At 64.2% G+C, this 25,971-nt stretch carries 23 protein-coding genes and 1 tRNA gene; 6 read left to right on the top strand and 18 right to left on the bottom strand.

What is annotated here, in order from left to right; genetic code table 11:
* Positions 1 to 177 precede the first annotated feature (177 nt).
* Positions 178 to 1,443, bottom strand: a complete 1,266-nt coding sequence (locus RCH10_RS16530; RefSeq protein ID WP_409053215.1) for a glycosyltransferase — start codon at positions 1,441 to 1,443, stop codon at positions 178 to 180.
* Positions 1,444 to 1,542: 99 nt separating this feature from the next.
* Here RCH10_RS16530 and RCH10_RS16535 point away from each other — a divergent pair, with 99 nt between their 5' ends.
* The 3 genes from RCH10_RS16535 to RCH10_RS16545 are packed head-to-tail and all read left to right on the top strand — an operon-like array spanning position 1,543 to position 2,437.
* Complete coding sequence (locus RCH10_RS16535) at positions 1,543 to 1,788, top strand: type II toxin-antitoxin system Phd/YefM family antitoxin (RefSeq protein WP_409053216.1); 246 nt, start codon at positions 1,543 to 1,545, stop codon at positions 1,786 to 1,788.
* Positions 1,788 to 2,048, top strand: coding sequence for a Txe/YoeB family addiction module toxin (locus RCH10_RS16540; RefSeq protein WP_409053369.1), 261 nt, complete (start codon positions 1,788 to 1,790; stop codon positions 2,046 to 2,048). The genes RCH10_RS16535 and RCH10_RS16540 overlap by 1 nt, the downstream gene beginning before the upstream one ends.
* Positions 2,045 to 2,437: a hypothetical protein gene (locus RCH10_RS16545; RefSeq protein ID WP_409053217.1), complete on the top strand. Its 393-nt coding sequence runs from the start codon at positions 2,045 to 2,047 to the stop codon at positions 2,435 to 2,437. The genes RCH10_RS16540 and RCH10_RS16545 overlap by 4 nt, the downstream gene beginning before the upstream one ends.
* Positions 2,438 to 2,466: 29 nt before the next feature.
* Here RCH10_RS16545 and RCH10_RS16550 read toward each other — a convergent pair whose 3' ends face one another.
* The 17 genes from RCH10_RS16550 to RCH10_RS16630 form a co-directional block, all read right to left on the bottom strand.
* Positions 2,467 to 3,780, bottom strand: coding sequence for a transglutaminase-like domain-containing protein (locus tag RCH10_RS16550; protein WP_409053218.1), 1,314 nt, complete (start codon positions 3,778 to 3,780; stop codon positions 2,467 to 2,469).
* Between the two features lie 164 nt (positions 3,781 to 3,944).
* Complete coding sequence (locus RCH10_RS16555; RefSeq protein ID WP_409053219.1) at positions 3,945 to 4,526, bottom strand: pyridoxamine 5'-phosphate oxidase family protein; 582 nt, start codon at positions 4,524 to 4,526, stop codon at positions 3,945 to 3,947.
* Positions 4,421 to 6,613, bottom strand: coding sequence for an aldehyde oxidoreductase molybdenum-binding subunit PaoC (gene paoC / locus RCH10_RS16560; protein ID WP_409053220.1), 2,193 nt, complete (start codon positions 6,611 to 6,613; stop codon positions 4,421 to 4,423). Before paoC ends, RCH10_RS16555 begins: the two co-directional genes overlap by 106 nt.
* A gap of 4 nt (positions 6,614 to 6,617) precedes the next feature.
* A complete protein-coding gene (locus RCH10_RS16565; RefSeq protein ID WP_409053221.1) occupies positions 6,618 to 7,562 on the bottom strand; it encodes an FAD binding domain-containing protein in 945 nt (314 codons plus the stop codon).
* Positions 7,559 to 8,218, bottom strand: coding sequence for an aldehyde dehydrogenase iron-sulfur subunit PaoA (paoA, locus tag RCH10_RS16570; RefSeq protein WP_409053222.1), 660 nt, complete (start codon positions 8,216 to 8,218; stop codon positions 7,559 to 7,561). Before paoA ends, RCH10_RS16565 begins: the two co-directional genes overlap by 4 nt.
* Positions 8,219 to 8,250: 32 nt before the next feature.
* The gene (locus RCH10_RS16575) at positions 8,251 to 8,439 is read right to left on the bottom strand and encodes a hypothetical protein (protein WP_409053223.1); all 189 of its coding nucleotides are present in this window, start codon (positions 8,437 to 8,439) and stop codon (positions 8,251 to 8,253) included.
* Positions 8,440 to 8,623: 184 nt separating this feature from the next.
* Positions 8,624 to 8,716 (bottom strand) — tRNA-Sec (locus tag RCH10_RS16580).
* A gap of 24 nt (positions 8,717 to 8,740) precedes the next feature.
* A complete protein-coding gene (selB, locus tag RCH10_RS16585) occupies positions 8,741 to 10,747 on the bottom strand; it encodes a selenocysteine-specific translation elongation factor (protein ID WP_409053224.1) in 2,007 nt (668 codons plus the stop codon).
* A 16-nt stretch (positions 10,748 to 10,763) separates the two neighbouring features.
* Positions 10,764 to 11,960 carry a ferritin-like domain-containing protein gene (locus RCH10_RS16590; RefSeq protein WP_409053225.1) on the bottom strand — a complete coding sequence of 399 codons (1,197 nt, stop codon included), beginning with the start codon at positions 11,958 to 11,960 and terminating at the stop codon, positions 10,764 to 10,766.
* Positions 11,926 to 12,789, bottom strand: a complete 864-nt coding sequence (locus RCH10_RS16595; RefSeq protein ID WP_409053226.1) for a phosphate/phosphite/phosphonate ABC transporter substrate-binding protein — start codon at positions 12,787 to 12,789, stop codon at positions 11,926 to 11,928. Before RCH10_RS16595 ends, RCH10_RS16590 begins: the two co-directional genes overlap by 35 nt.
* A gap of 29 nt (positions 12,790 to 12,818) precedes the next feature.
* The gene (locus RCH10_RS16600) at positions 12,819 to 13,946 is read right to left on the bottom strand and encodes an acyl-CoA dehydrogenase family protein (protein ID WP_409053227.1); all 1,128 of its coding nucleotides are present in this window, start codon (positions 13,944 to 13,946) and stop codon (positions 12,819 to 12,821) included.
* A 25-nt stretch (positions 13,947 to 13,971) separates the two neighbouring features.
* Complete coding sequence (selA, locus tag RCH10_RS16605) at positions 13,972 to 15,432, bottom strand: L-seryl-tRNA(Sec) selenium transferase (RefSeq protein WP_409053228.1); 1,461 nt, start codon at positions 15,430 to 15,432, stop codon at positions 13,972 to 13,974.
* Positions 15,432 to 16,481 (bottom strand): formate dehydrogenase accessory protein FdhE, encoded by a 1,050-nt coding sequence (gene fdhE / locus RCH10_RS16610; RefSeq protein WP_409053229.1) that lies wholly within the window; start codon positions 16,479 to 16,481, stop codon positions 15,432 to 15,434. The genes selA and fdhE overlap by 1 nt, the downstream gene beginning before the upstream one ends.
* Positions 16,482 to 16,494: 13 nt before the next feature.
* Positions 16,495 to 17,124, bottom strand: a complete 630-nt coding sequence (locus RCH10_RS16615; protein WP_409053230.1) for a formate dehydrogenase subunit gamma — start codon at positions 17,122 to 17,124, stop codon at positions 16,495 to 16,497.
* 10 nt (positions 17,125 to 17,134) lie between these two features.
* Positions 17,135 to 18,136 (bottom strand): formate dehydrogenase subunit beta, encoded by a 1,002-nt coding sequence (gene fdxH / locus RCH10_RS16620; RefSeq protein ID WP_323495451.1) that lies wholly within the window; start codon positions 18,134 to 18,136, stop codon positions 17,135 to 17,137.
* A 3-nt stretch (positions 18,137 to 18,139) separates the two neighbouring features.
* Positions 18,140 to 21,214: a formate dehydrogenase-N subunit alpha gene (gene fdnG, locus RCH10_RS16625; RefSeq protein WP_409053231.1), complete on the bottom strand. Its 3,075-nt coding sequence runs from the start codon at positions 21,212 to 21,214 to the stop codon at positions 18,140 to 18,142.
* A 93-nt stretch (positions 21,215 to 21,307) separates the two neighbouring features.
* On the bottom strand, positions 21,308 to 21,619 hold the full coding sequence (locus RCH10_RS16630) for a hypothetical protein (protein ID WP_409053232.1): 312 nt from the start codon (positions 21,617 to 21,619) through the stop codon (positions 21,308 to 21,310).
* Between the two features lie 103 nt (positions 21,620 to 21,722).
* Between RCH10_RS16630 and RCH10_RS16635 the strand changes: the two genes are divergently transcribed.
* From RCH10_RS16635 to RCH10_RS16645, 3 genes are read left to right on the top strand one after another with little or no spacing between them, the layout of a single operon-like run.
* Positions 21,723 to 24,239, top strand: coding sequence for an ABC transporter permease (locus RCH10_RS16635; protein ID WP_409053233.1), 2,517 nt, complete (start codon positions 21,723 to 21,725; stop codon positions 24,237 to 24,239).
* Positions 24,240 to 24,282: 43 nt separating this feature from the next.
* Complete coding sequence (locus RCH10_RS16640) at positions 24,283 to 24,708, top strand: group II truncated hemoglobin (RefSeq protein WP_409053234.1); 426 nt, start codon at positions 24,283 to 24,285, stop codon at positions 24,706 to 24,708.
* A gap of 32 nt (positions 24,709 to 24,740) precedes the next feature.
* Entirely contained in the window at positions 24,741 to 25,970 is a 1,230-nt protein-coding gene (locus tag RCH10_RS16645) for an NAD(P)/FAD-dependent oxidoreductase (protein WP_409053370.1), read from the top strand.
* Position 25,971 lies beyond the last annotated feature (1 nt).

Below are 25,971 nucleotides of genomic sequence, written 5' to 3' on the forward strand. Positions count from 1 at the left end.
GGCGATCGCCGCGTTCTTCGTCTTCGTCTTGCTCGTCGGCATACATGCTCCTTGGGGTCATGCTATGCCTCGAACACAAAATTCAGGACAGGCTCTGAACGCCAGCTTCAGAAGGCAGACTCAACCGGTCTACGCAAGAGATTCATAAAAAATTCCATCCAAAAGCTGCCATTCCATTCAAATCAGATCGGCTTTCTTTGAGCGCGCGAGGAGTACGCCCTCAATTGCTTCACAGATGGGTACGGTATCTGAAGCTTTCGCTAGGCGCATCGCGGCAGCCTTGCATCGCGCATTGACCGAGTCCGATGACAGCAACGAGGCCAACGTGGACTCAAGAACTCGGCCTGATGCGCTTGCCGCCTTGATCGAGTGGCCGACCCCAAGCGCCTCCACACGAGCGCCGTTGTCAAACTGGTCATGTGCGAAAGGCACAACCACCTGCGGGATTCCAGATCGCAAGGCCTCAGCGGTGGTTCCTATTCCCCCATGATGAACGATGGCCGCCGCATGAACAAGAAGGCGTCGAAGGGGTACGTACGATTGCCACAGCACCTCACCCGGAAGAGCGGTGGGCAACTGCTTTTGAAATGGCGTCAAGAAGATCGCACGCCGACCAAGTCGAGTGACTGCGTCCAATGCCCTGGAAAAATAGGCGCTGCCGTGCTTGTGTCCGGTTCCTGAAGTGAAAATGATCGGCGCATCACCGTTCGCGAGAAAGTGGCGAATTTCATCAGACAGCTCATGTTCCGGATGCGGATCGAAGAGCGGAAACTCCCCGCTGTGGCGCGGTTGCGGCCAATCCGGCTGGTCCTTGGCAAACCACGACGGAAACAAGGTCAGCGAAAGATCCGCGACGGTATGCATATGCTCGACCAGGTGCGCCACTGGCTCAAGCCCATTGCGTTGACGCTCTTTGTTCAAGTCTGGGACGGCGATCCGATCGATTAGTTTGGCGTCAATGCTGTTCCAGATCCAACGACGCCAACTCATCGGCAGCCACGCAGGAATACCAATCGGCCCTATCGTCAGAGGATCGTGGAGGGTTCGCATATTCGCCGGCGCCAGATAGCCGCCAACGATCGGCAAGTCGGGCCGTTCAGCCCGCGCCAGCGATGCCGCGGGCAGCGCGAAGGGATGAGTGAGCAGCAGGCACTGCTCATCTGCTGGCAAGGCTCTGACGAAGGTCGGGATCTTCACCAAGATGGAAAGGACACCGCGCCACAGCGTTTCGAACGCCTTCCGTGAATCCCAAAGGTCGGGATTATTGATGAGAGCGAAATAGTCCTCGCGGCTCCCAAGCGCATGAAACGCGAATCCAGCCTCTCGAACTAGTTCCTCATGAACGGCCGGGGCCAGGAACGTGATCCGGTGTCCTCTCCGTTGCAGGGCCTGCCCAAGGCTGATGAATGGATTCACATCGCCAAGTGTGCCAATTGAGACCACGACGATATGAGCTGGTAGGCGCGCAGATTTTGTTAAAGGAATGAAAGTTGACTGACGGTACGCTTTTTCGTACGATTAAGGACTCTCTCGGAGAATACGATGACAACCCCAATCACTGCAAGCGAAGCACGTGCAAGTCTCTATCGGCTGATTGATCAAACCAGTGAATCGCACCAGCCCATCCTTATCTCGGGCAAACGCGCCAGCGCAGTGTTGATTTCTGCTGATGATTGGCAGGCAATACAGGAAACGCTGTACTTGCTGTCCATCCCCGGCATGCGTGAGTCAATCAAGAAGGGGATGGCGGAACCGCTGGGCAAAAGCGCACGAAAGCTTGCTTGGTGATGTGGGAGTTGGTCTACGCTAAACACGCTCTCAAAGACGCGAAAAAGCTTGCCGGCGCAGGCTTCAAGGCCAAGGCCCTAGATCTGTTCGAAGTACTTGCGTTAGATCCTTTTCAAAATCCACCTCCCTATGAAAAGCTCGTCGGCGACCTCGACGGTGCCTTCTCTCGCCGGATCAACATCCAGCACCGTCTTGTCTATCAAGTCTTCAAAAAGGAGCGCATCGTTCGCGTGCTTCGAATGTGGAGTCACTACGAATGAATCAGATTCGAATCGGCGACGGGTCTGAATACGTTCTCTTCGAACTCCTGTCGCACGAAGTGACTGATGGCTGGTATGAAATGCGGGCAAGTGTCGCTGTCCCTGGTTTCAATTCCTCAGTCAACGCGTTCCTGGAACCGATCGACTTCGCTCAATTCGAGCAGCAACTCAAAGTGCCGTACGACACGCTTCAGGGAACGGCTGAACTTCACCCATGTGAATCGCAAATCAACGTCGTTCTCACTGGAAACGGTCGCGGCGGCATTGAAGTGACCGGCGACATTTCTTCAATCAGTTGGACGAACAAGCTTCAATACGGCTTCACGATCGACCAGACCTTCCTGGTAGACACACTGGCCCAGCTTGAGCAACTCGGTTCAGGCGTTTGAGGTTTGCAGAATTGGCTTGCTTGCCCGCATCACTCATACAGGAACTGCGTCCGAAGACTCCGCTCCACCTTCTGTGCAAACACCTTTTGCGCTTCCATGTCCGTCCCCGCACACACCGGCTGCGTCGCGACCATCGTCATGGTCCGCACGAGCTTGAGTGATCCGGCTTCTCGCTGAACTGTCTGCCGATACTCGATGCGGCTGCCGGTCAAGTCGAGCGTGTGGTGTTCGGAAGGCGGGTCTCGCAGTAGGCGCACGTTGTCGGGCAGCTTGAGCTCGACTGTCTCGCTGACTTCGCCGTTGGGGCAACCGTAGGGATAGTGGCGCTCCGTCCTCAGCGATGCCACCCAGGGTGCCAGGGCATTGAAGCCTGACGGGGGCATGCGGATCGCACCGGGTCCGGGCAAGTCCAGAAAGTTTTTTGTGTCGTAGTCCAGGCCGAATTCTGCTTCTGCGCTGTCTGCACGCAGGTCAGGCCGGCGCAGTACGCCCGTGCCGTTGGCGCCTGCTTGGGCGAGCATTGACGTCACCACCTGCGCATCGGAAATCGATTGCATCGCCGCGAATGTCCCGCGCAATGTGGCGGCACCCAAGCCGGTGCCACGAACGGAAGTCTTGACGGCGGCCGATTCATCTCGCGCGACATCGATCACCTGCTTCACCGCCGTCAACCCGCCGTCGGACAGCGGGGTGCTGGCCCATTGGCCCGACTTCACATGGAGCACCTGCTTGCCGCCGTCGGCGAAAGGCAAGGTGCCAAAGGCGTTGTAGCGTGCCGTGCTGTCCAAGTACAGGTTCAGCTGTGGCACGTAAGTGATCATGTGGTTGAACGCCTGGAGTGTGCCGGCGCGCGGCATCCAGAACGCGTTGCCCGCGCCGATCAACACGGGCGTGCTGTCGATTCCCTTGGCGCGCAGCAATGCGCCGAGCAAGACCGCCTGGTCCTTGCAGTCGCCATAGGCGTTCGAAAGAATGCTGTCGAGCGGTCTCGGAGTGAAGCCACCGCGTTCGAGGACAACGTTCACATAGCGGATGTTCAGACGCACCCAGTTGTAGATTGCCTCGGTCTGTTTGCGAGGGTCCGACACGCCCTGGGTCAGTTGATCCGCCAGCGCAACGACGCGCGCAGTGGGCGCAGAAACATCGCCAGTCAAACGACCGTAGGCGGTGGCAAGGGCGGCACCGTCGGCCATGGTGCTGACGACCATCCTCGGGCTGTAGTCGCTTCGCGCCACGCTGCCTGCTTCGGGCGCGACCGCCTTAACGTTGTCGCTGCTAAAGACATGCTTCACCCGGCCATCGGCCAGCGTTTCCTGCACATGCGGTAGGTCGATGGTTTGCACGTCCAGTGGCATGTCCGCAGGGGCGGTAACCGTGAAAACAAAATCCTGTCGCGCGGAGTGCGGCGAGATGAACTCCATGGCGCTGAACTGGCCTGGCAGGATCGAGGCTTTGGCTGTCCGGAGCAGTTTAGTTTGCGCGGCGAAAGATGCAACAACAGGTGCCGTCAGTCCACAAAACTTTGAATTTCTGAATCCACCATTCCCAATCTTTCCCGAAGCGGCCGCACAGCATCGGCCACCTCTTCTTCCGTAAAGCGCGGCGTGATGTGCTGCGCGCAGTTCCAGTCAAACGACTCCAACCGCACGCGAAAGATGCGTTTCAGCTTGGCCTTGTAGCCCGGCAACGTAAGGAGTTCCGTGAACGCCGCGTAGGCATCCAGCGCGACCGCTTCGAGGCGTGCATAAACCTTCAGTCGTGCCCGCCCCGCGTAGTCCATCAAGAATAGGCAAGCGCGATCGTCGGTGGCCAGGTTGCCGGTGCTGATGTACTGGCGGTTGCCGCTGTAGTCGGCAAAGGCCGGCGCCTTGTCGTCGACCATTTCGAGAAAGCCGCGCGGCCCGCCGAGGTGCTGGACGTGGGACCAGCCGGTTGTTGACACCGTGGCTATGTTGAAACTGTTTTGCGGCCGGCGTTTAGACGCTAAGCCAACGACCGGATGATCTTGTCCAGCGTCAGCGGATAGTCCCGCACCCGCACGCCACAGGCGTTGTAGACCGCATTGGCGATGGCCGCCGCGCTGCCGCACAAGCCCAGCTCACCGACGCCCTTGGCCTTCATCGGCGACGATTTGTCGTCCACCTCGTCGAGGAAGAACACGTCCTGCTTCGGCACGTCGGCGTGCACCGGCACGTGGTACTCGGCCAGGTCGTGATTGACGAAGTAGCCATAACGCGTGTCGACGACCAGTTCTTCCATGAGCGCTGCGCCGAGTCCCATCGTCATCGCGCGGATCACCTGGCTGCGGGCCGTCTTCGGGTTGAGGATGCGGCCGGCCGCGAAGGCGCCGCTCATGCGCCGCACGCGCACTTCGCCGGTGGCCGCATCGACGCCGACTTCCGCAAAGTGCGCACCGAAGGTGGCCTGCGCGTAGGTCTTGGCCAGGTCGCCGAACTCGATGCCGTCCTCCACCGTGATGCCTTGCCGGCCCGCCACTTCGGCGAGTGTGACGCTGCGGCTGCCCGAAATGATCTTGCCTTCGTCGAAGCGCGCATCGCCCGCCATCAGGGCGGCCTTGCGGGCGATGGCTTCGCGCAATTTCATGCAGGCCGCATACACACCGGTCGTCGAACTGTTGCCGCCCCATTGCCCACCCGATCCGGCCGAGACCGGGAAGTCCGAGTCGCCCAGCCGCACGACGACCTGTTCGAGCGGCACGCCGAGCATTTCCGCCGCGGTCTGCGCAATGATCGTGTAGCTGCCGGTGCCGATGTCCGTCATGTCGGTCGAGATCGTGACCACGCCCTTGCCGTCCAGCGACGCGCGCGCCGCCGAGTTCATGGTGATGTTGCCGCGAAACGCGCTGGCCATGCCCATGCCGACCAGCCATCGGCCGTCGCGCACCTGGCCCGGCGTGGCACGACGCTGGTCCCAACCGAAGCGCTCCGAACCGATGCGCAGGCAGCCGATGAGGTCGCGGTGCGAGAACGCACGGCCGGGCTTCTCGGGATCGACCTGGGTGTCGTTCGCGATGCGCAGCGCAACAGGGTCCATCTTCAGGCGCTCAGCCAGCTCGTCCATGGCGATTTCGAGCGCCATCAATCCAGGCGCCTCGCCAGGTGCGCGCATGGCGTTGCCTTCGGGCAAATCGAGCGTGGCGAGACGGTGGGATGTGATGCGGTTGTCAGCCGCGTAGAGTTGGCGCGTCTGCATCGCGGCGGTTTCGGGCTGACCGCCGGGCAGGTCACCGGACCAGCTCTCGTGCGAGATCGCGACCAGCTTGCCGTCGTTACCGGCGCCCAGCTGGATGCGCTGGATCGTCGCGGGGCGATGGGTCGTGTTGTTGGGAATTTGCGGACGCGCGAGCGCCACCTTGACCGGTCGGCCGGCCACGCGTGCCGCCAGCGCCGCCATGACGACGTCGCTGCGAATCCACAGCTTGGAGCCGAAGCCGCCACCGACATAGCTCGACACGACACGGACGTCCGCCGGCTGCAGGCCGAGCACTTCCGCCAGATCGCGCTGGGCCCAGGCGATCATCTGGTTCGAGGTCCACACCGTGAGCTTGCCATCCTGCCAAGACGCGATGCTGGCGAACGGCTCCATCGCCGAACGGCTCTGGTGGGGCGTGGTGTAGGTCTGGTCGACCTTCACGGGGGCGTTCGCGAAGGCCTCGGCGAAATTGCCGACGGCAGTGTCCGGCGGGTCGTCCATCTTCGGCTTCACGGCCGAGGCACGTTCTTTGGCCAGGTCGAAGCGGCCTTCGAGACGGTCGGACTCGACCACGATGAGCTGCGTGGCCGCTCTGGCCTGCTCGAACGTCGAGGCCACCACGATCGCCACCGCCTGATCGAAGTGATCGATGTCGGGCCCCGCCATCAGTTTGGCGGTGACGGCCTTGGCCTTGTTGACCTTGCCGGCGTTCTCATGGGTGACCACGGCGATCACGCCGGGTGCCGCGCGCGCGGCACTGGTGTCGAGGCGCCGAATGCGCCCCTTGGCGATGGCAGCACCGAGGATGACGCCGTAAGCCTGGTTGGGCACCACGTCGTGCCGCTCATAGGCGTAGGGCGCGGTGCCGGTGGTTTTCAGTGGGCCGTCGATACGGTCGTACGGCTTACCGACCACCTTGAGACGGTCGATCGGATTGCGGGTCGCGGGTTGATCGAACTTCATGATTTCAACTCCTCGCTTCCGCCAGCACAGAGGCCAGCGTTCGTTCCACCAGCAGCGACTTGAACGCGTTGTGTTCACTGGTGCGTGCGCCTGCGAGCGTGACGCGCGCAATCGACGCAGCATCGGCCTGCGATTCGGCAGCCTCGACGCGCCACGGCTTGGGCGCCAGACTGCCATAGGCGAAGCGCCCCCGCCCATCGGGCTGGACCACCGCCGCCACCGAGATCAGCGCAAACGCATACGACGCGCGATCGCGCACCTTGCGGTAAATGTGCTTGCCGCCCAACGGCGCCGGCAGCGTTACTGAGGTGATCATTTCGTCGCGCGCGAGGGTGTTTTCGACCTGTGGCGTGGTGCCGGGCAGGCGATAGAAATCGGCGATCGAAATCGCGCGTCGCGTGCCGTCGGCCCGCACCGTTTCCACCGAGGCGTCGAGCAGGCGCATGGCGACTGCCATGTCGCTCGGATGCGTTGCGATGCACTGGTCGCTGGTCGACAAGATCGCCAAGTTGCGATCGAAGCCGCCTATCGCAGAGCAGCCAGAGCCCGGCTGGCGCTTGTTGCAAGGCTTGGTCGTGTCGTAGAAATAGGGGCAGCGCGTGCGTTGCAGCAGGTTGCCTGCCGTCGTCGCCTTGTTGCGCAACTGGCCCGAGGCGCCCGACATCAAAGCGCGACTGAGCACGGCGTAGTCGGCACGCACGCGCGGGTGTGCAGCAAGGTCGGTGTTGCGGACCAGCGCGCCGATACGTAACCCGCCGCCTTGCATGTCTTCGACCTGGCTCAGGTTCAGGCGGTTGATGTCGATGAGGTGCGTCGGCGTTTCGATCTGCAGCTTCATCAGGTCAAGCAGGTTGGTGCCGCCTGCGATAAGCCTGGCGCCGGGCGTATTGGCCAGCGACGCGGCCGCACCTGCGGGCGTCGTGGCCCGCTCGAAAGTGAACTGCTTCATGCGGCGTCTCCGGCGACTTCCTGGATGGCGTCGAGGATGTTGGCGTAGGCGCCGCAGCGGCAGATGTTGCCGCTCATGCGCTCACGGATTTCTTCCGGCGTGGCCCGTTGGATGGCCTTGATGTCGACGCTCACGTGGCTCGGTATGCCGGCCCTGATTTCCTGCAGCGTACCCACTGCGGAACAGATCTGGCCTGGCGTGCAGTAGCCGCACTGGAAGCCGTCATGCTTGATGAAGGCAGCCTGCATCGGATGCAGTTTTCCGGGTGCTCCCAGCCCTTCGATCGTCGTGATCTCGTCGCCGTCGTGCAGCACTGCCAGCGTCAGGCAACTGTTGATGCGTCGACCGTTGACCAGCACGGTGCAGGCGCCGCATTGCCCGTGGTCGCATCCCTTCTTGGAGCCGGTGAGATGGAGGTGTTCTCGCAGCGTGTCCAACAAGGTGGTGCGGGTGTCGAGGTCGAGGGCGTGGCTCTGGCCGTTGACTTTGAGTTCGATGGGCATCATGGGCAGGGGTCCCGCGCCTTTAAGTGCAGATGTTTCTGCCGTTTGCGCACGGCTCGCCGCAAGGGGCAGCACTGTGCCGGCGGCAGTGGCAAGGCCGCTCGCGAGCACGTCGCGCCTGCGAACTTCGTAAGAGTCTGGTTGTATCGACATCGTGGGTTTGACGGATGGTTACCGGTCTGGTCTCAAGGCGCCTCTTCGGGCGCCTGGTGGGGAATGACGTCTTCGGGGCTGGGCGAGTTCTGTCCGCCTTCGGACTTCACGGTGCCCTCTTCGAGGTGCAGCTCAGCAATCTTTTGCTGGGCCTCGTGTCTCGCTTGCTCTAGCAGCGATTCGTTGTCGAGCGCGTCGGGGGACGGTGATGTTGCAGACATGGGGATTCCTTGCGTGGGGCAGGCAACTAGGTGCCCGAGGTATGGACGTTGGAAGCGTTGCCGACCTTTTCGTCAGAACGATCCAAAACACCTTGCCTCGGCACCGCGCCGTGCCGCGTCGGACTTGACGCCGAGCGCTGGTCTCCGGCAACAGGAGAACGCTACCGTCTCGCTGGACCGAGGGCGGAAGGGAGAGGGAGTCGAACCCTCCCGGCGACGCGTGGCGCCACCCACCGGGTTTGAAGCCCGGCCGCCCCACCAGGGACGATTCCCTTCCATGTCTTGTTGCTCATGGAACGATTCATGTCGACGACGACAACGCAGCAGGCTTGCTGCTGCCCGACGCACCGAACATCACGGTATCGGGCCGCAGCAAATGCACATCCTTGACGCGTCGCGTATAGCCGACGCGGTCGAAAAATTCGAGCAGCTGGATCGCGCGCTTGCGGCCGAGGCCGGTCGCGTCTCTGAAGCTCGCGGCTTGCAGGCCTTCGGGCAAGGCGAGGCAGTCGCGTGCCAGTGCGGCCAGCCGCTCGATCGTCGCTGCTGGATAGTACAAGTCCTTGACCACCTGGAATGTCAGACCGCGCCGCGCCAGGCTGGCGAGGGTCTGGCGCACGACCGCATCCGATGCGCCGCAGCCTTTGGCGAGGTCGCGCACCCAGGCGGGATCGAAGCCGCCGTCTGCAAGCACGGGCAACAGCTTTTGGCCCAGCCGCTCTTCGGTGGCGCTGAGCACGGCCGCATGCGCGGGCAGATGCAGCCAGTGGCCGCTGCGTGCCAATGCGCCGTGGTCGAGCAGCGCTTCGACGGCGTGCAGCCACAACGCATCGCCGGTGCGTGGTGCGGCGAGTCGCTTGAGGCGGCGCGGGTCGGGGCCGACCTCTTCGGGCGATGTGGCGTGGAATTCTGCGAGGCGGTCGGTGATGCGCTGTTGCAGCGCAGCGAAGTGCGTGCCGGCGATGAGTGCGCCGGTGTTCAGCGCGCTTGCAGTCGATGCGCCGGCCAGCCGCACGGCATCGGCTGGCAACGGCAACGCCACATCTGGCTGCAGCGCGAGCGCACGCGTCACGCGGTCTGCATCGATGCCGAGTGGGGCGCTGGCGAGGAGCGCCGCCACGAGCGCGGCGCGCTCGTCCAGCGCCCACGCTGCCAGCGCGTGCAGGCGCTCCGGAGTTCGTCGATAGCGCACGGGCGCAAAGGGATCGAGCACGCGCACGCCTGCGATGGTTCGCACTGCGGATGCGTCGCGCAGCACGCCGCGGTCGCCGTGCCATGCGGTCATCGGTTCGCGCAGCACGAGTTGCGCGAGCGCGGTGTCGCCGGGTGCCAGCACATCGCGGTCGAGCAATGCGACCGAAGCCATCACGTCGCTGGTGCCGAGGTGCGTGTGCACGGTCATGCCGGAGCGCAGTGCGTGCGCCTCGCCGGGCCACAACGTGAGCTGCACGTCGATGCGTTCGGTGCTCAGCGCGATGCCGGGCGCGCAAACCCACTGGCCGCGATGGACCTCTTCTTTGGCAACGCCGGCCAGCGCGAGGGCACAACGCTGACCGACATGCGCGGACTCGGCTTGCTCGTTCTGCGCGTGGATGCCGCGCACGCGCACCTTGCGCTCGCCGGGGACGAGGATGAGTTCGTCGCCGATGCGGACGTGGCCGGCCATGACCGAGCCGGTGACGACGGTGCCAACGCCGGGGAGGGTGAAGGAGCGGTCTACTGCGAGGCGGAAGGCTTGGGGATCGTTGGTTGCTTGCCCCCATTCCTGCCTTCGCCCGGGAAGGGAAGGAGCAACACGGGCTGCCTCGGCGACCAGGTGGTTGCGCAGGGCATCTATGCCTTCGCCCGTCGTTGCCGACAGCGCGAAGCCCGGCGCGCCTGCGAGCGAGGTGTCGGCGAGCAGGGCATCGATGTCGGCGCGCACCTGTGCCACGCGCACATCGCGTTCGGCGGCATCGATGCGATCGATCTTCGTGATGACGACAGTCCCTCGTTGCAGGCCGAGCAGCGCGACCACGGCCAGGTGCTCGCGCGTCTGCGGCATCACGCCGTCGTCGGCCGCCACCACCAGCAAGGCGTGCTCGACGCCGGTGGCGCCGGCCAGCATGGTGTGCAGCAGGCGCTCGTGGCCAGGCACGTCGACGAAGCCCAGGGACACGTCATCGGCAGTGCGCAGGTACGCGTAGCCCAGCTCGATAGAGATGCCGCGCCGCTTCTCTTCCGGCAGCCGGTCGGTGTCGACACCGGTGAGCGCGCGCACCAGCGTCGTCTTGCCGTGGTCGATGTGACCTGCGGTGCCGATGATCATGACGCGCGCCTGGCCATCACATGAAGTTGCGCGTGTGCATGTCAGCCAGGCGATCTGCTTCTGCACGCTCGAAGCCCAACCGCCCGAGCCGCGCACGCCGGCCGGCAGACATCTCGCGCTTGAGTTGCTGCACGGCCTCGTGCCCGCGCGCGATGGCCGGCACCGTGAGCTCGCCGGCGGCCAGCAGCACCAGCGCATCGAACACTTCTTCGTTCAGGCCCGCGCTGTTGGCAAGCGCGTCGTAGCGCTGCTCGATCGCATTGCGCAAACGGATCTGGTAGTCGGGCTCCTCGGCCAGCCGGTACTCCAAGTGCGCCATACCGAAGGCCACGTGCCGCGCCTCATCGCGCGCTACCAGCCGGGCGATCTGCCGCGTCACCGGATCGGGCGCGTGCGCATGCAGGAAGTTGAGCAGGTTGATGAAGCTGCCTTCACCGAGCACCGACAGCAGGAAGGTCGCGATCGAGAAATCCGGCGCCTCGAAGAGCGACTGCAAGCTGGCCTGGCCGCCCGCGGTCGACAACGCAGGCTTGCCGCCGCGCAAGGCCACGCGGCGCGTGAACACTTCGATGTGTCGCGCCTCGTCGGCGCATTGCAGCGCCAGCAGTTGCAGCACTTCGCGGTAGTGCGGATGGATCTGGCCGAGGTGCCGCGCCGGCACCAGCAGCGCGGCGTTCTCGTTTTCGATCAGGTACGTCATGACCTGCACCACGGCTGCTTCGACGGCGGGCGGCAGGTCGAACGGTGCGTCCCAATCGACGGCAGTGGCCGGATCCCATTGCGCTGCGGCGGCTTGCGCGTAGAGCGCGCCGGCGGTCTCTGCCCACAGCTCGTTGCGGCGATGCAGCGTGAAGGCGAAGGGCGGGCTGCCGGCTTCGACCGTGGCTCCGCGTGCGGCCAGACCCCAGCCAGCGAGGGCGTCTTCGGCCGGCGCGTCGCTTGCAGATTGCGCGCCATGCCAGCGCCCTTCGGCGTGCGATGCGCGTGTCAACAGCGCCTGCGTTGCGCCGGACTCGCCCTTGTCGAAGCGCACGCCGTGCCCTTGCTGCCGGCACCATGCTTCCAGGTGAATATCCCAGGCCGGCGCCGTGCCTTGCACACGCAGTTCGCCGGTCGCAGGCACCTCGGCCAGCGCACGGCGGATGAGCAGCAGGGCGCCTTGTTCGAGCCCGAGCGACTCAATATCGATAGTCGGTGTTGAGGATGCGGCCATCGGGGCTGTAGAACTTTTCGTTGTCGACGGCGCGTTCGAGTTGCGCGTAGCCACTGGTGCGGCCGGTGCGCCATTCGCGCAGGCCTTCGAGTTCGAGCAGCGGGCGCACCAGCGGGTCGTCCCAGCGCATCGACAGCAGCAACGTCACGAAGTGTTCGATCTGACGTTCCGGCGCGCCGGGGCTGGTCGTGAAGTTGCAATGGTCGAAGGGCGCTGTGCTCGCGATGATGCGTGTGCTGCCGGCGGGCAGCGTGCCGTCGAGGCCGAAGGCCAGGTGGTTGCCCGCGATGAGGCAGCACGCATCGACCTCGTGGGCCATCAGCGCGCGTGCCGCATCCCGTTCGCCGCCGATGTGGTCGCCATGCTTGCCCCCGAGCACGTCGAAGATCCTGAGCGTGAAATCGTCGCGCTGGATCAGGCCTTCTTCGGTCCGCAGTTGGTCCAGTGGAATGAGCGTGGCCTGGGGTGAATCGAGCGCGCCTGCGCCGATCGTCTTGTCGCGCAGGTCGGATGCTTTCTCGATGTCGCTGTCGGCGCGCACGACGATCACCGAGCGCAGGTCGATGTCGGTGTCGCGCATCGCGACCGACTTCACCTGCAGCCCCTTGCTGCGCGCGATGCGGTCGGCCCGCACCCACGCCAGCGGCGAGTTCCACGCGCGGTGGATCGAGCCATCGAACTGCGCCTCGACCTGTCGTTCGTAATTCGAATACAGCACGTAGTCGAAGGGCAGGCCGTGCGCGATGAAGAAGGCCTTGAAGCCTTCCCAGATGGTGACGACCTTGGGCGCGTAGGCGACTGCGCCTATCACCAGAGTTTGTTCTGACATGCGGTGTTCTTTCAGTGATTGGTCGATGTTCAGAACAGCGGCAGGCCGGTGATGGCCTTGCCGATGAAGTCGTACAGCACGTCGGATGTCGGCGCCATCACGCTCGATGCGCGTGCATCGCGGAACAGGCGCTCGATGCCGGCTTCCTTGCGAAAGGCGGCGCCACCGCACACGCGCATCGCGATGTCGGTCACTTCGAGCGCGGTCTCGGCGGCAGCGGCCTTGACTTCGAGCACGCGCAGCATGGTGTCGGCGCGGCCGGCACCGATGGCGGCCACCGTGTCGTCCAGCAGCGCCTGCGCCATGTCGGTCTTGATCCGGCCGCGTGCCAGGTAGGCGCGGATGGTCGGCAGGTCGGCCAGCGAGCTGTCGAGATGCAGGTGGCGCGTCTGGCTCACATGGCCGATGGCGCGCGACATGGCGCCTTCCATCAGGCCGACGGAGCACGCCGCGGCGAGCGAGGTGAACCATGGCAGCACGACGCCCATCATGGTGTCGAAACCCTTGCCGTCTTCGCCCAACTGATCGGTCGCCGCGACGCGGACGCCTTCGGCGGTGACAGGTGTCGATGCGTTGCCGCGCAAGCCGAGTCCATCGAACTTGAAGGGCTGGCTGAGCCCTGCCGCCTTGGCTTCCACGTACCAGAGCGTGCTGGCGCCTTCGGCCGCGAGCGGCTTGCTCGACCACACATAGCTGTCGGCTTCGAAGGCCGATGTGACCCAGCTCTTGCGCGCGTCGAGCACCACAGCGTCGCCCTGGTCGCCATTGTCGAGCCGTGCGGTGCCGGTGGGCGCCCAGAAGTGGCTGCGCGAATCGGCTTCGGAGAAAGCCAGCGTGCTGAGATGCTTGCCCGCGGCGATGGCCTTGCGCACCGACTCGTTGCCCTGTTGCTCGATGACCGCCGTCGCGCAGTAGTGCATGCAGACGACCATCGCCGTCGACGGGCAGGTCTGCGCGATGCGCGACACCATCTGCACTGCTTCTGCAAGGCCCTTGCCCATGCCGCCCACGCTGGTCGCGGAGACGAGTCCGAGCAGGCCCGCACTGCCCAAAGCCCGGATCACCTCGCGCGGAAAGCGGCCCTCGGTGTCGGTGCGCTGGGCCAGTGGCGCCAGGGTGTCGGTGAGGATGGGGGTGAGCAGGTCGAGATGGGACATGGGATGAATCGGGCGGAAGTGGGGTCTATTGCAGCCGCTCGCGCAGGGCGGGCAACTGGTCGACGAAGGGCGCGCTGTTTTCGAGGCACCGCAGGTCGAGCAACAACCGATCATCCGCGATGCGGCCGATCACCGGCAGCGGCAGGCTGCGCAGCGCGGTCGCCAGCGCATCGAGCGCGGTGCCGATGCCTTTCTTCGACGTGCCCGCAGGTGCCAGCGCAAGCCCGGCGGAAGGCAGGCGTTCGACCGGCAATGAGCCCGAACCGATCTGGCCGAGCAGTTCGACCACCTCGACGGTGAAGCGCGGGCTGACCGCGTCCGCCACCGCCCCTCGAACCGCATGCGCCAGTGCACGGATGGTGTCGGCCGGCCGCGTCAGCAGGCGCAGCGTCGGCAGGTCTTGTGCCAGCCGCTCGGGCCGCAGGTAGAGCATGAGAGTCGCTTCGAGCGCAGCCATCGGCAGCTTGCTCATGCGGAGCGCGCGCTTCATCGGGTACTTGCGGATGCGGCCGACAGCCTCTTTGCTGCCGACGATCAAGCCCGCCTGCGGACCACCGAGCAGCTTGTCGCCGGAGAAGGTGACGACATCGCAGCCGGCCGCCAGCATCTCTTGCGGCAACGGCTCGCGCGGCAAGCCGTAGTGCGCAAGATCGATGAGCGAGCCGCTGCCCAGGTCGGTGGCGAGCGGCACGCCGCGCGCATGGGCGATGGGCGCCAGCACGGCTTCGTCGACTGTCGCGGTGAAGCCTTGCACCATGTAATTGCTGGTGTGCACCTTCATCACGAGTGCAGTGCGGTCGTTGATGGCGCGCTCGTAGTCGGCGGGATGGGTGCGGTTGGTGGTGCCGACCTCGACCATGCGCGCGCCGGCGCTCGCCATCACGTCCGGCATGCGAAAGGCGCCGCCGATCTCGACCAGCTCACCGCGCGAGACGATGACTTCGCTCTTGTCGGGCGTTGCGCCTGCCAGCGCCGCGATGGTCAGCAGCACGGCCGCCGCGTTGTTGTTGACGACCGTCGCAGCCTCTGCGCCGGTGATCGTGCAGAGCAGTTCCTCGACGATCGAATCGCGATCGCCACGGCCACCGGACGCCAGGTCGTATTCGAGGTTGTTGGGTGACGCCATGAGCTTCAGCATGTGCTGCAGCGCTGCGTCGGCCAGCAGAGCACGACCGAAGTTGGTATGGATGACGATGCCGGTGAGGTTGAGTACGGCCTGCATGCGCGGTGCGAGGCGTGTTCGCACGCGAGCGGTCAGCGCATCGGCGACGGCTTCGGGCTTTACTGCTTGTGCTTGCAACGTACCGGCAACTGCTTGCGCACGCAAACCATCCAGCAGCGCACGCGCTTCCTTCACCACCAGCGTGTGACCGTGCTCGTGAAGCAAAGCGCTTGCCGTTGCACCGCGCAACAGCAAGTCGACCGAGGGCAGATCCTGTGGCCTTGCCTTCGAGCCGTGGACCACGGACTCTTCGGGCGCGGCCATCAGCCGCCTCCGCCGTCGTGGTCTGGCGGACTCGGCTCAGGGTCGCCGAAGAGCAGCATCAGGTTGTGGCCGCTGCGCTCGAAACCGGCTTCGGATACAAGCAAGTCGAGCGCTACGCTGGCGAGGTCGTCGGCGACGGGTTCGACCTCGGGGTCTTTCTCCATCGAGACTTGCTTCAGGTAATGGCCGCAGGTGTCGCAGCATTCGGCCTTGACGGCGCCCGCTTTTGCGCCCGGCAACCCAGCGGTGGCCCGCGGCGCAGCGCCTTGTTCGACCGCCAGCTCCTGGTAATGGATGCCTTCGGTACTCTCGCAATGCGTGCACTTGATGCGAACGAAATGCCACTGCGTGCTGCACAGCGAACAGTGCAGATAGCGAAAGCCGGAGTCTTCAGCGCCGATGCGCGTGATGCTCGTGGTCGGCACGCTGCCGCAGCACGGGCATTCGGTCGCGGGCTCGGTTTGGCCGAAGACGCGTTCGCCGTGCGTGTCGGCAGTCAGCATCGCCAGCTGTGCCCAGTACGTCTGCAGGCCGGCAGCGATCAACGGTGCCGTCGCCAGATCGAGCCCTAAGGTGATGCGACGCGACAAGTGATCGGCCTGGTGCTCGATCCAATGTTCGGGGCTGACGAGCAACCGGTCGACGGTGTCGCGCGCCGGCCCCGCGGTCAGTCGCTCCCTGAACACGCCGAGCAGCCGCCGCAGGCCATCTCGCCAAACCGGATCGCGCGGCCAGCCGAAGGCCGGCATCGGCGGCTTCAAGGCTTTGGCGGCGGCCTGGCAGGCTTCGGTATCCGGCAGTGCGACCGCCGGGTAGTTTTGCAGCACTTCGTGCTGTGCCGTTGCCAGGTCTGCGATGAAGACCAGGTACTCGCGCATTGGGTGCGACGCGGCGAGCTGACGCAGCCGAAGTTGCCGGTCGGAGAACAGATTGAGGCGCTCGGGCAGGCGCACGAACGGCATTTGCCGCCCGGCCTGCAAGGCGATTTCTTCAGCACTCAGAACCCGAATATTGCGGACAGGAGGAGCGTTGCCGGTATTGCTTGTCATCGGAGCCGATTATTCACGGCTTGTCATTCCCGGTCATTTCGCGGTGCCACAGCGGGTGATTGAGCTTGGCCCACGCTTCGGTCACCGTGCCGCGCGTCATCGCCCGCATCGTGCCCTTGACCCAGATCGCTGCATAGATGTGAGTGATGACCGACAGGATCAGCACGATGGCCGAGAACGCGTGCACCAGCACCGCGATGCGCCGCAGCGTGATCGGAAATAAGCCGACGAACCAGGGGCTCCAGAAAATGAAGCCGGTGAGAAACAGCAGCACCAGGCTGACCCCGAAGGCCCAGAACACCAGCTTTTGCCCGGCGTTGTATTTCCCGACCGGCGGCATCTTGGACTTGTCGCCCTTCAACATGCTCGGCGCGTTCTTCATCCACTCGCCATCGACGCGATTCAGCACGTTGTCGCGCCACACCGTGAAGAACAGGAAGGCGAACCCCAGGACCATCGCGACGCCCATGAACGGGTGCAGCACACGCGTCCACGGACCGCCGCCGAACAGTCCGCTCAGGAAGAACAGGCTGGGGTGAAAGAAGGCCAGCCCCGAGAGGGCTGCGGCGACGAACATCATCGCGACGAACCAATGGTTCAGGCGGGTCGAGTCCGGGTAGCGGCGCAGGTAGCGAATCGTCATGGCGTGCTCCTTATTCCACAGGCGGCACATCGGCACGCGAAGACGGACCAGACCTTGCCAGCGCAATGCGTGCCGCATCGTTAGGCGGTGGCGGCGGCCCTTCAATGATCTCCACGTCACCGCTGGCGTCGCCGTCGATGCCGGCTTTTTCTTTCGGCTCGATCGGCCCGACCTTCATGTAGTGGAAGAAGCTGCCGACCACCGCGCCGGCCATCGCCAGCACCGCCAGTGGCTTGGCCACACCCTTCCACAACGAGACGAACGGGCTGATGTGCGGGTCTTTCGGCAGGCCGCTGTAAAGGCCCGGCCGGTCGGCATGCTGCAGCACATACATGACGTGCGTGCCACCCACGCCGGCCGGGTCGTACACGCCGGCATTGGCGAAGCCGCGCTCCTTGAGGTCGACGATGCGCTCGTCCGCGTACTCGTGCATGGCTTCCTTGGTGCCGAAGTGAATCGCACCGGTCGGGCAGGCCTTGACGCACGCCGGCTCCAGGCCCACGCCCACGCGGTCGGAACACAACGAACACTTGTAGGCTTTGTTATCGCCCTTGCTTATGCGTGGCACGTCGAAAGGGCAGCCCGTGACGCAGTTGCCGCAGCCGACGCAATGCTCGCTGATGAAGTCGACGATGCCGTTGCTGTATTTGACGATCGCGCCCGGTGAAGGGCAGGACTTCAGGCAACCGGGGTCTTCGCAATGCATGCAGCCGTCCTTGCGGATCAGCCATTCGAGCTTGCCGGGTTCGGGCTCGACTTCGGCAAAGCGCATGACGGTCCACGAGGCGGGCGTCAGGTCGTTCGGGTTGTTGTAGCTACCGACGTTTTCACCGATCTCGTCGCGCAGGTCGTTCCATTCCATGCACGCGACCTGGCAGGCCTTGCAGCCGATGCAGGTCGATACATCGATCAGTTTGGCAACCTCCATTACGGCCGGACGATGCCGCACGTCGGGCGAAGGTTGCGTGGTGGCCGAGCGGGCGGCGATGTCCAGAGTTTGAAGTGAGGACATGGATTAAGCTTTTTCGATGTTCACGGTAAACGACTTGTACTCAGGCGTCTGCGTGTTGGCATCACCGACAAAAGGCGTCAGCGTGTTGACCAGATAGCCCGGCTTGGCTAAGCCTGTGAAGCCCCAGTGGTTCGGCATCCCCACCGTGTGCACGGTGCGTCCGTCGACTTGCAAGCCAGGGATGCGCTTGGTCACCAGCGCCACCGCCTTGATGAAGCCACGCTTGCTGCTGACCTTGACCATATCCCCGTTGGCAATGCCCTTGTCCTTGGCCAGTTCCTCGCCGATTTCGACGAACTGCTGCGGCTGGATGATGGCCGAGGTGCGGACGTGCTTGGTCCATTGCTGAAAGTGCTCTGTCAGGCGGTAGCTGGTTGCCACATACGGGAAGTCCTTCGGCACGCCGAGGCGTTCCAGGTCGCCCTTGAAGATGCGTGCCGCAGGGTTGGCGCGTGCCACCTTGCTGTTCGGATGCATCAGGTTGTTGACCAGTGGCGATTCGAAAGGTTCGTAGTGCTCGGGCAATGGACCCTCGGCCAGGCCGGTCGGGGCAAAGAGTCGAGCCACGCCTTCGGCATTCATGATGAACGGACGCACTGCGTCGACTGCAAGCGGATCGGCATCCGGACGAATGTCAGGAATGTCGGAACCCGACCATTTCTTGCCATCCCAGCTGATCAATCCGCGCTTGGCAATCCACGGCTTGCCGGTGGCTGGATCGGCCCCGGCCGCGTTGTACAAAATGCGCCGGTTGGCAGGCCATGCCCACGCCCAGTTCAGCGCCTGGCCGATGCCGTACGGGTCGGCGTTGTCGCGCCGCGCCATCTGGTTGCCGGCCTGCGTCCATGCACCGGAATAAATCCAGCAGCCGCTGGCGGTGCTGCCGTCGTCCCGCAGCAGTCCGAAGCCTGGAAGCTGCTCGCCAGCTTTGGCCAGCACCTTGGTGGAATCGGCCGGGTCCACGAGGTCGGTTAAGGCCTTGCCGTTGTATTCCATCGCAACCTCTTGCGCGGAGGGGGCGGACGGAATCTTGTAGTTCCAGGTCAGGTTGACGATCGGGTCAGGAAAGGCACCGCCATCCTTGACATAGGCCTGCCGCAACTTGTTGTAGATGCCGGCCACGATGTCGAGGTCGCCCTTCGCCTCGCCAGGTCCTTCGGCGCCTTTCAGGTGCCATTGAAGCCAGCGACTCGAATTCGTGAGCGACCCTTCTTCTTCGGCGAAGCAGTTCGCCGGCAGACGGAACACGGTGGTCTGGATCTCGGCCGTCTTGACATCGTTGAACTCGCCGTAGTTCTTCCAAAATTCGCTGGTTTCGGTAATCAGCGGATCGATCGTCACGAGGAACTTGAGCTTGGACAACCCCGCGATGATTTTTGTTTTGTCAGGCAAGGCGCCAACAGGGTTGAAGCCCTGACAGATGTACCCGTTGATCTTGCCCTGGCTCATCAATTCGAAAGCCTGCAACACATCGTACAACTTATCGATCTTGGGCAGGTAGTGAAAAGCCCAGTCGTTCTGCGCTGTCGCGGCATTGCCCCACCACGCCTTTTGCATGCTGACGAAGAACTTGGGATAGTTCTGCCAGTAGCTCATCTGGTTCGGGCGCAAGGGCTTGAGTGAGCGGCTCTTGTAATAGACGTCGAGTGTCTGCTCGGAGTCGCGTGCCAGCGACATGTAGCCCGGAAGCGAGTTCGACAGCAGGCCCAGATCGGTCAGGCCCTGGATGTTGCTGTGACCACGCAGCGCATTCATGCCACCACCCGAGGCGCCGATGTTGCCCAGCAGCAGTTGCATGATGGCCGCGGTGCGGATCATCTGCGTGCCCTGGCTGTGCTGTGTCCAACCCAGCGCGTACAGCACCGTCATGGTCCTGTCGGTGGTGCTGGTGCTGGCGATGTACTCGCACACCTTCAGGAATTTGTCTTGCGGTGTACCGGTGATGCGGCTCACCAGTTCTGGCGTGTAGCGCGAGAAATGACGCTTCATGACCTGCAGCACGCACTGCGGGTCCTGCATGGTCATATCGACTTTCGCCATGCCGGCGTCGTCGAGCGCATAGCCCCACGACTTCGCATCGTAGGTGCGCTTTTCTGCGTTGTAGCCGCTGAAGATGCCTTCCTCGAACTTGTAGTCCGGCCCGACGATGAACGGCGCGTTGGTGTAGTTGCGAACGTACTCGGTTTGAATCTTGTTGTTGCTCAACAGGAAGTTCAGCACACCGGCCAGAAACGCGATGTCCGAGCCGGCACGTACGGGTGCGTAGTAGTCGGCTACGGCGGCCGAGCGCGTGAAGCGCGGGTCGACCACCACCAGCTTTGCCTTGTTCTGTTTCTTGGCTTCAATGACCCACTTGAAACCGCAGGGATGCGCCTCCGCGGCGTTGCCACCCATGATCAGCACCACATCCGCATTCTGGATGTCTTGCCAATGGTTGGTCATTGCACCTCGTCCGAACGTCGGGGCCAGACTGGCCACCGTAGGTCCGTGTCAAACGCGTGCCTGGTTATCGAAGACGAGCATCCCCGTGGAGCGGAATGCTTTGTGCGTCAGGTACCCGGTTTCGTTGGACGAGGCCGATGCACACAGCATGCCGGTGGTGGTCCAGCGGTTGACGGTCTTGCCTTCGGCGTTGGTCGGCTGGAAGTTGGCGTCGCGATCGGCCTTCAGCAAAGTTGCGATTTGCTCGAAAGCACTGTCCCAACTGATGCGCTTCCATTCGTTGCTGCCGGGTTCGCGCATCTCTGGATACTTGAGCCGACTGGGGCTGTGCACGAAGTCGAGCAGGCCCGCGCCCTTGGGGCACAGCGTGCCGCGGTTGACCGGGTGATCCGGGTCGCCCTCGATATGCAGGATCGCCGGGATCACGTTCTTGGCCTTGTCGCCCAGGCTGTACATGATGATGCCGCAACCTACCGAGCAATACGGGCAGGTATTGCGCGTTTCGGTAGTGCGGGCCAGCTTGAAGTTGCGTGCCTCGGCCAGCGCGGCCGTCGGCGAAAAACCAAGGGCGACCAGGCTGGAACCGACCAGCCCGGCACTGCTGACACGGAAGAAGTGGCGGCGATTCATGTCCATGAGGCTGCCTTTTTGAACGGTGCGTTTTTCATCGGGGTTCTACTTATTCGAAAAGAGTTGGAAACGTAATCAGGGTCTGCGCAGTGGAGGATGTCACTTGGCCTTGCCATCTCCCCCGGTCGGCGCAGCAGCGCCGCCGTTACCCGAAGTGGCAGCCTGGCCAGATGTCATCCCGCCAATGGCGGTGCCGCCTTCGGACGGTCCTTTGTGTGGCGAGGTGGAATCGACTTTATCGCCCGATCCAGCAGGAACGATGCCGGCAGGGTATTCGCCGGAACGCGTGCTCCCCGAGGCGCTGGTCGGCAGCGGCGGCGTCGAAGGTTTCCTGTCACAGGCGCCTAAGGCCAGCAGCGCCACCAGACCCATGGTCGTGGCGAATGCTTTGAAGAGATGACGTGGGCTCAAGCTTGACTCCTTTTCAAATTAGTCTAGCAATGGAACAAAGTCCTTGCACCGTGGCATCACCCTACAGACAAATTCCGCCGGCCACGTCGGCTATCGTCACTAGATGAACGCTTCTTTTCGCCTTGGCTGGCGCACCCTCTGGCGCGATTTGCGAGCGGGCGAACTGCGCCTTTTGATCGTCGCCGTGCTGCTCGCGGTCGCGGCGCTCACCGCCGTCGGGTTCTTTGCCGATCGGCTCAAGGGTGGTTTGCAGCGCGATGCGCGGCAGTTGCTCGGCGGCGATGCGGTGCTGGCCAGCGACAACCCGACGCCACCCGCCTTCGTCGAACGTGCAAAAGCGTTGGGCCTGCAAGCGGCCGGCACTTATGGCTTTCCGACCATGGCGCGCGCCAGCGATGGCCAAGGCGGCGCCAGCAAGTTGGTCGCGTTGAAAGCGGTCGAGGCCGGCTATCCGTTACGAGGCCGCCTGCAAACCTCGGTCACGGCCGAAGGCGCCGGCGAGCCGACACGTGACATCCCCGCACCCGGCGACGTGTGGGTCGATGCGTCGCTGCTTGAATCGCTCGGCTTGAAGGTCGGCGACATGATGTTGCTGGGCGACACGCAATTGAAGATCGCGCGCATCGTCGTGCTCGAGCCCGACCGGGGCGCCGGCTTCATGAGCTTCGCGCCGCGCGTGATGCTGAACCAGGCCGACGTCGCCCGCACCGGGCTCGTGCAGCCGGCCAGCCGCATCAACTACCGATTTGCCGTAGCGGGCGATGCGGCGGCAGTCAAGTCGTTCAGCGACTTCACCGACGCGACGTTGAAAAAGGGCGAGCTGCGCGGCGCAAGGCTTGACTCGTTCGAAACCGGTCGGCCCGAAATGCGGCAGACACTCGACCGCGCCGAAAAGTTCCTGAACCTCGTGGCACTGCTTGCCGCGTTGCTGTCGGCCGTGGCCGTGGCGCTCGCGGCGCGCGGCTTCGCAGCCAGCCATCTCGACGACTGCGCCATGCTGCGGGTGCTCGGGCAGAGCCAGCGCACCATCGCCATGGCGTACGCATTCGAGTTCCTGATCATCGGTCTGGTGGCGAGCGGGCTCGGCGTTGCGATCGGCTTCGGCGTGCACTACGTCTTCGTCGCGCTGCTCGCCGGACTGGTCGATGCGTCGCTGCCGGCGGCCACGTTATGGCCCGTCGCTTTCGGCTTCGGCATGGGTTTGACTCTGCTGTTCGCCTTCGGCCTGCCGCCTGTGTTGCAGCTTGCCAAGGTGCCCCCGCTGCGGGTGATCCGGCGCGATGTGGGCGGCCTCAAGCCGGCGTCGATCGCTGTGCTCACTGTCGGCGTGCTGGGCTTCGCTGCGCTGCTGCTCGCCGCCAGCAGCGACATCAAGCTCGGGCTCATCGCAGTCGGGGGTTTTGCTGCAGCGGTCGCGTTGTTCGCGGCGTTGAGCTGGCTTGCGGTCAAGGTCTTGCGACGCAGTGTCAACGAGACCACGGCCCCACGCTGGCTGGTGCTGGCGACACGGCAGATCTCGGCGCGCCCCGTGTACGCCGTGGTGCAGGTCAGTGCGCTGGCCGTCGGACTGCTCGCGCTCATCTTGCTGGTGCTGCTGCGCACCGACCTCGTCTCGAGCTGGCGCAAGGCGACGCCGCCCGATGCGCCCAACCGCTTCGTCATCAACGTGATGCCCGAGCAGAGCGACCCGTTCCAGAAGTCGCTGCGCGATGCGGGCGTGTCCAAGTTCGACTGGTACCCGATGATTCGCGGGCGCCTGATCGCGATCAACGACAAGCCGATCGCGCCCGATGACTATGCCGACGACCGCGCCAAGCGACTGGTCGATCGCGAGTTCAACCTCAGCAACAGCGCCGACGCACCGGCGCACAACACCATCACCTCCGGCAAGTGGACGCCCGATGCCAAGGGTGAGATCAGCGTCGAAGAAGGCCTGGCTGAAACGCTCGGGCTGAAGCTCGGCGACACCCTGCGCTTCGATGTCGGCGGCATCCCGAGCGATGCGCGCATCACCTCGCTGCGCAAGGTCGACTGGGGCTCGCTGCACGCCAACTTCTTCGTCATGTACACGGTCGCGACGCTCCCCGATGTGCCGGCGACTTACCTCGCCGCATTCCGAGCGCCGCCGGTCAAGGGCTTCGACAATGCGTTGGTGCGCAGCTACCCGAACATCACCAACGTCGACATGAGCGCGACCATCGCGCAGGTGCAGCGTGTGCTCGACCAGGTCATCAGCGCGGTCGAGTTCTTGTTCGGCTTCACGTTGGCAGCCGGGCTCGTCGTGCTGTTCGCTGCGGTGACTGCGACGCGCGAAGAGCGGGCGCGCGAGTTCGCGGTGATGCGCGCGGTCGGTGCACGCGCCAGCTTGCTGCGGCAAGTGCAGCGGGCCGAGCTGATCGGCGTCGGCTTGCTGGCCGGACTGCTCGCCAGCATCGTGGCGTCGGCCATCGGGTGGGCGCTGGCGCGCTACGTCTTCGAGTTCACCTGGACCGCGTCGCCGCTGGTGCCGCTGGGCGGCGCGTTGACAGGTGCGGTGCTGGCCTTGACGGCCGGCTGGTGGGGACTGCGCGAAGTGCTGCGTCGGCCGGTAGTGGAGACATTGCGCCGCGCGGCTGAATGACACCGTCGAACACCGTTAAACGGTGACGACGACAATCGACCCCATGCAGATTGAAGACAAACCCAAGTTCGACTCACCCTTCGAGTGGATCGGCGGTGAAGAAAAAGTAAAGGCGCTGGTCGACCGTTTCTACGACCTGATGGAGATCGAGCCCGCCTATGCAGTGCTGCGCGCGGTCCACGGCAACACGCTCGACAACGCGCGCCAGCGGCTCTTCTGGTTCCTGTGCGGATGGCTCGGCGGACCGCAGCATTACACCGACCGGTTCGGTAACCCGATGCTGCGTGCGCGGCATCTGCCGCAGAGCATCGGCGGCCACAGCATCGGCATCAAGGAGCGCGACCAGTGGCTCGCGTGCATGGACCAGGCGATGGGTGAGACGGGCGTCGACGAAGCGCTGCGGGAGCGGCTGCGCGACTCCTTTTTCAAGACGGCGGACTGGATGCGCAACCGGGGAGAGGCGGGGTGAGTGACATGAGCGAAATGAACAACGTGAACAAAATGAACGACATCGTGATCATCGGCGGCGGTCACGCGGCGGCGCAGCTGTGCGTTTCGCTGGTCGAGGCCGGGCAGGGCGCCCGTGTGCATCTGGTGTGCGAGGAGCCTTGCGAGCCGTATCACCGGCCGCCGTTGTCCAAGGCATTCCTGAAAAGCGCTGAAGAAACGACGCAGCCGCACAAGGCCGCTGACTGGTATCGCGAGGCCGGCATCACGTTGCATCTCGGCAATGAGGCCACGGCGATCGACCGCGCTGCGCACACCGTCACGCTGCGCTCAGGCGCCGTACTGCCGTGGGAACGACTGGTGCTCGCAACGGGCACGCGTGCGCGTCGTCTTTCCGGCTTGCCCGATGGCCTTGCCAATGTCGCGACGCTGCGGGCGGCCGACGAGGCGCATCGCCTGCGCACGCAGCTCGCGTCGGCGCAGCACGTCATCGTGCTCGGCGGCGGCTTCATCGGACTCGAAGTGGCGGCCACTGCCAAGGCGATGGGCAAGACGGTCCGCGTTGTCGAAGCCGCGCCTCGGCTGATGGGCCGCGCCGTCTCGCCCGAGTTGTCGGCGCATGTGCTGGCGGTGCATCGCGCGGCCGACATCGACATCGTTTTGAACGCCAAGGTGGGCGGTTTCGAAATCTCTGGAGACCGCCTGCAGTCGATCGAGATCGATGGCGTCAAGGTGGCGGTCGACCTGCTGCTGCTCGGCATCGGTGCGGTGCCCGAAACGACCTTGGCCGAGGCGGCCGGACTGGAATGCGCCGACGGCATCGTGGTCGACGCGCACATGCAGACCAGCGACGCGGCGGTGCTGGCGATCGGCGACTGCACGCGCTTTCCGGACCGGCGCGCCGGCCGTGCGCTGCGGCTCGAATCGGTCGCCAACGCGAACGAGCAGGCACGCACCGCGGCCGCCACGCTCACTGGCGCGCCGCGGCCGCACGATGCGTTGCCGTGGTTCTGGTCGGAGCAGGGCGGAATGCGATTGCAGATGGTCGGGCTGGTGCCGGACGAGAGCACACCGGGCCAGGTTACGGTGCGGAGGCCAGGTCCAGGCGCTAACCCCAATGCCTTCTCGCTGTTCCATTACGTCGATGGCCAACTGGTGTGCGTCGAGTCGGCCAACGCGCCGGTCGATCACATGATGAGCCGCAAGCTGATGGAGGCGCAGCGCAACCCCGAGCCGGCCGCGGTGGCCGATGTGGCGGTGCCGTTGAAATCGCTTCTGGTTTAAC

Origin of the sequence: Variovorax sp. GrIS 2.14 (assembly GCF_046115955.1) — a bacterium.
GTDB lineage: Bacteria > Pseudomonadota > Gammaproteobacteria > Burkholderiales > Burkholderiaceae_C > Variovorax.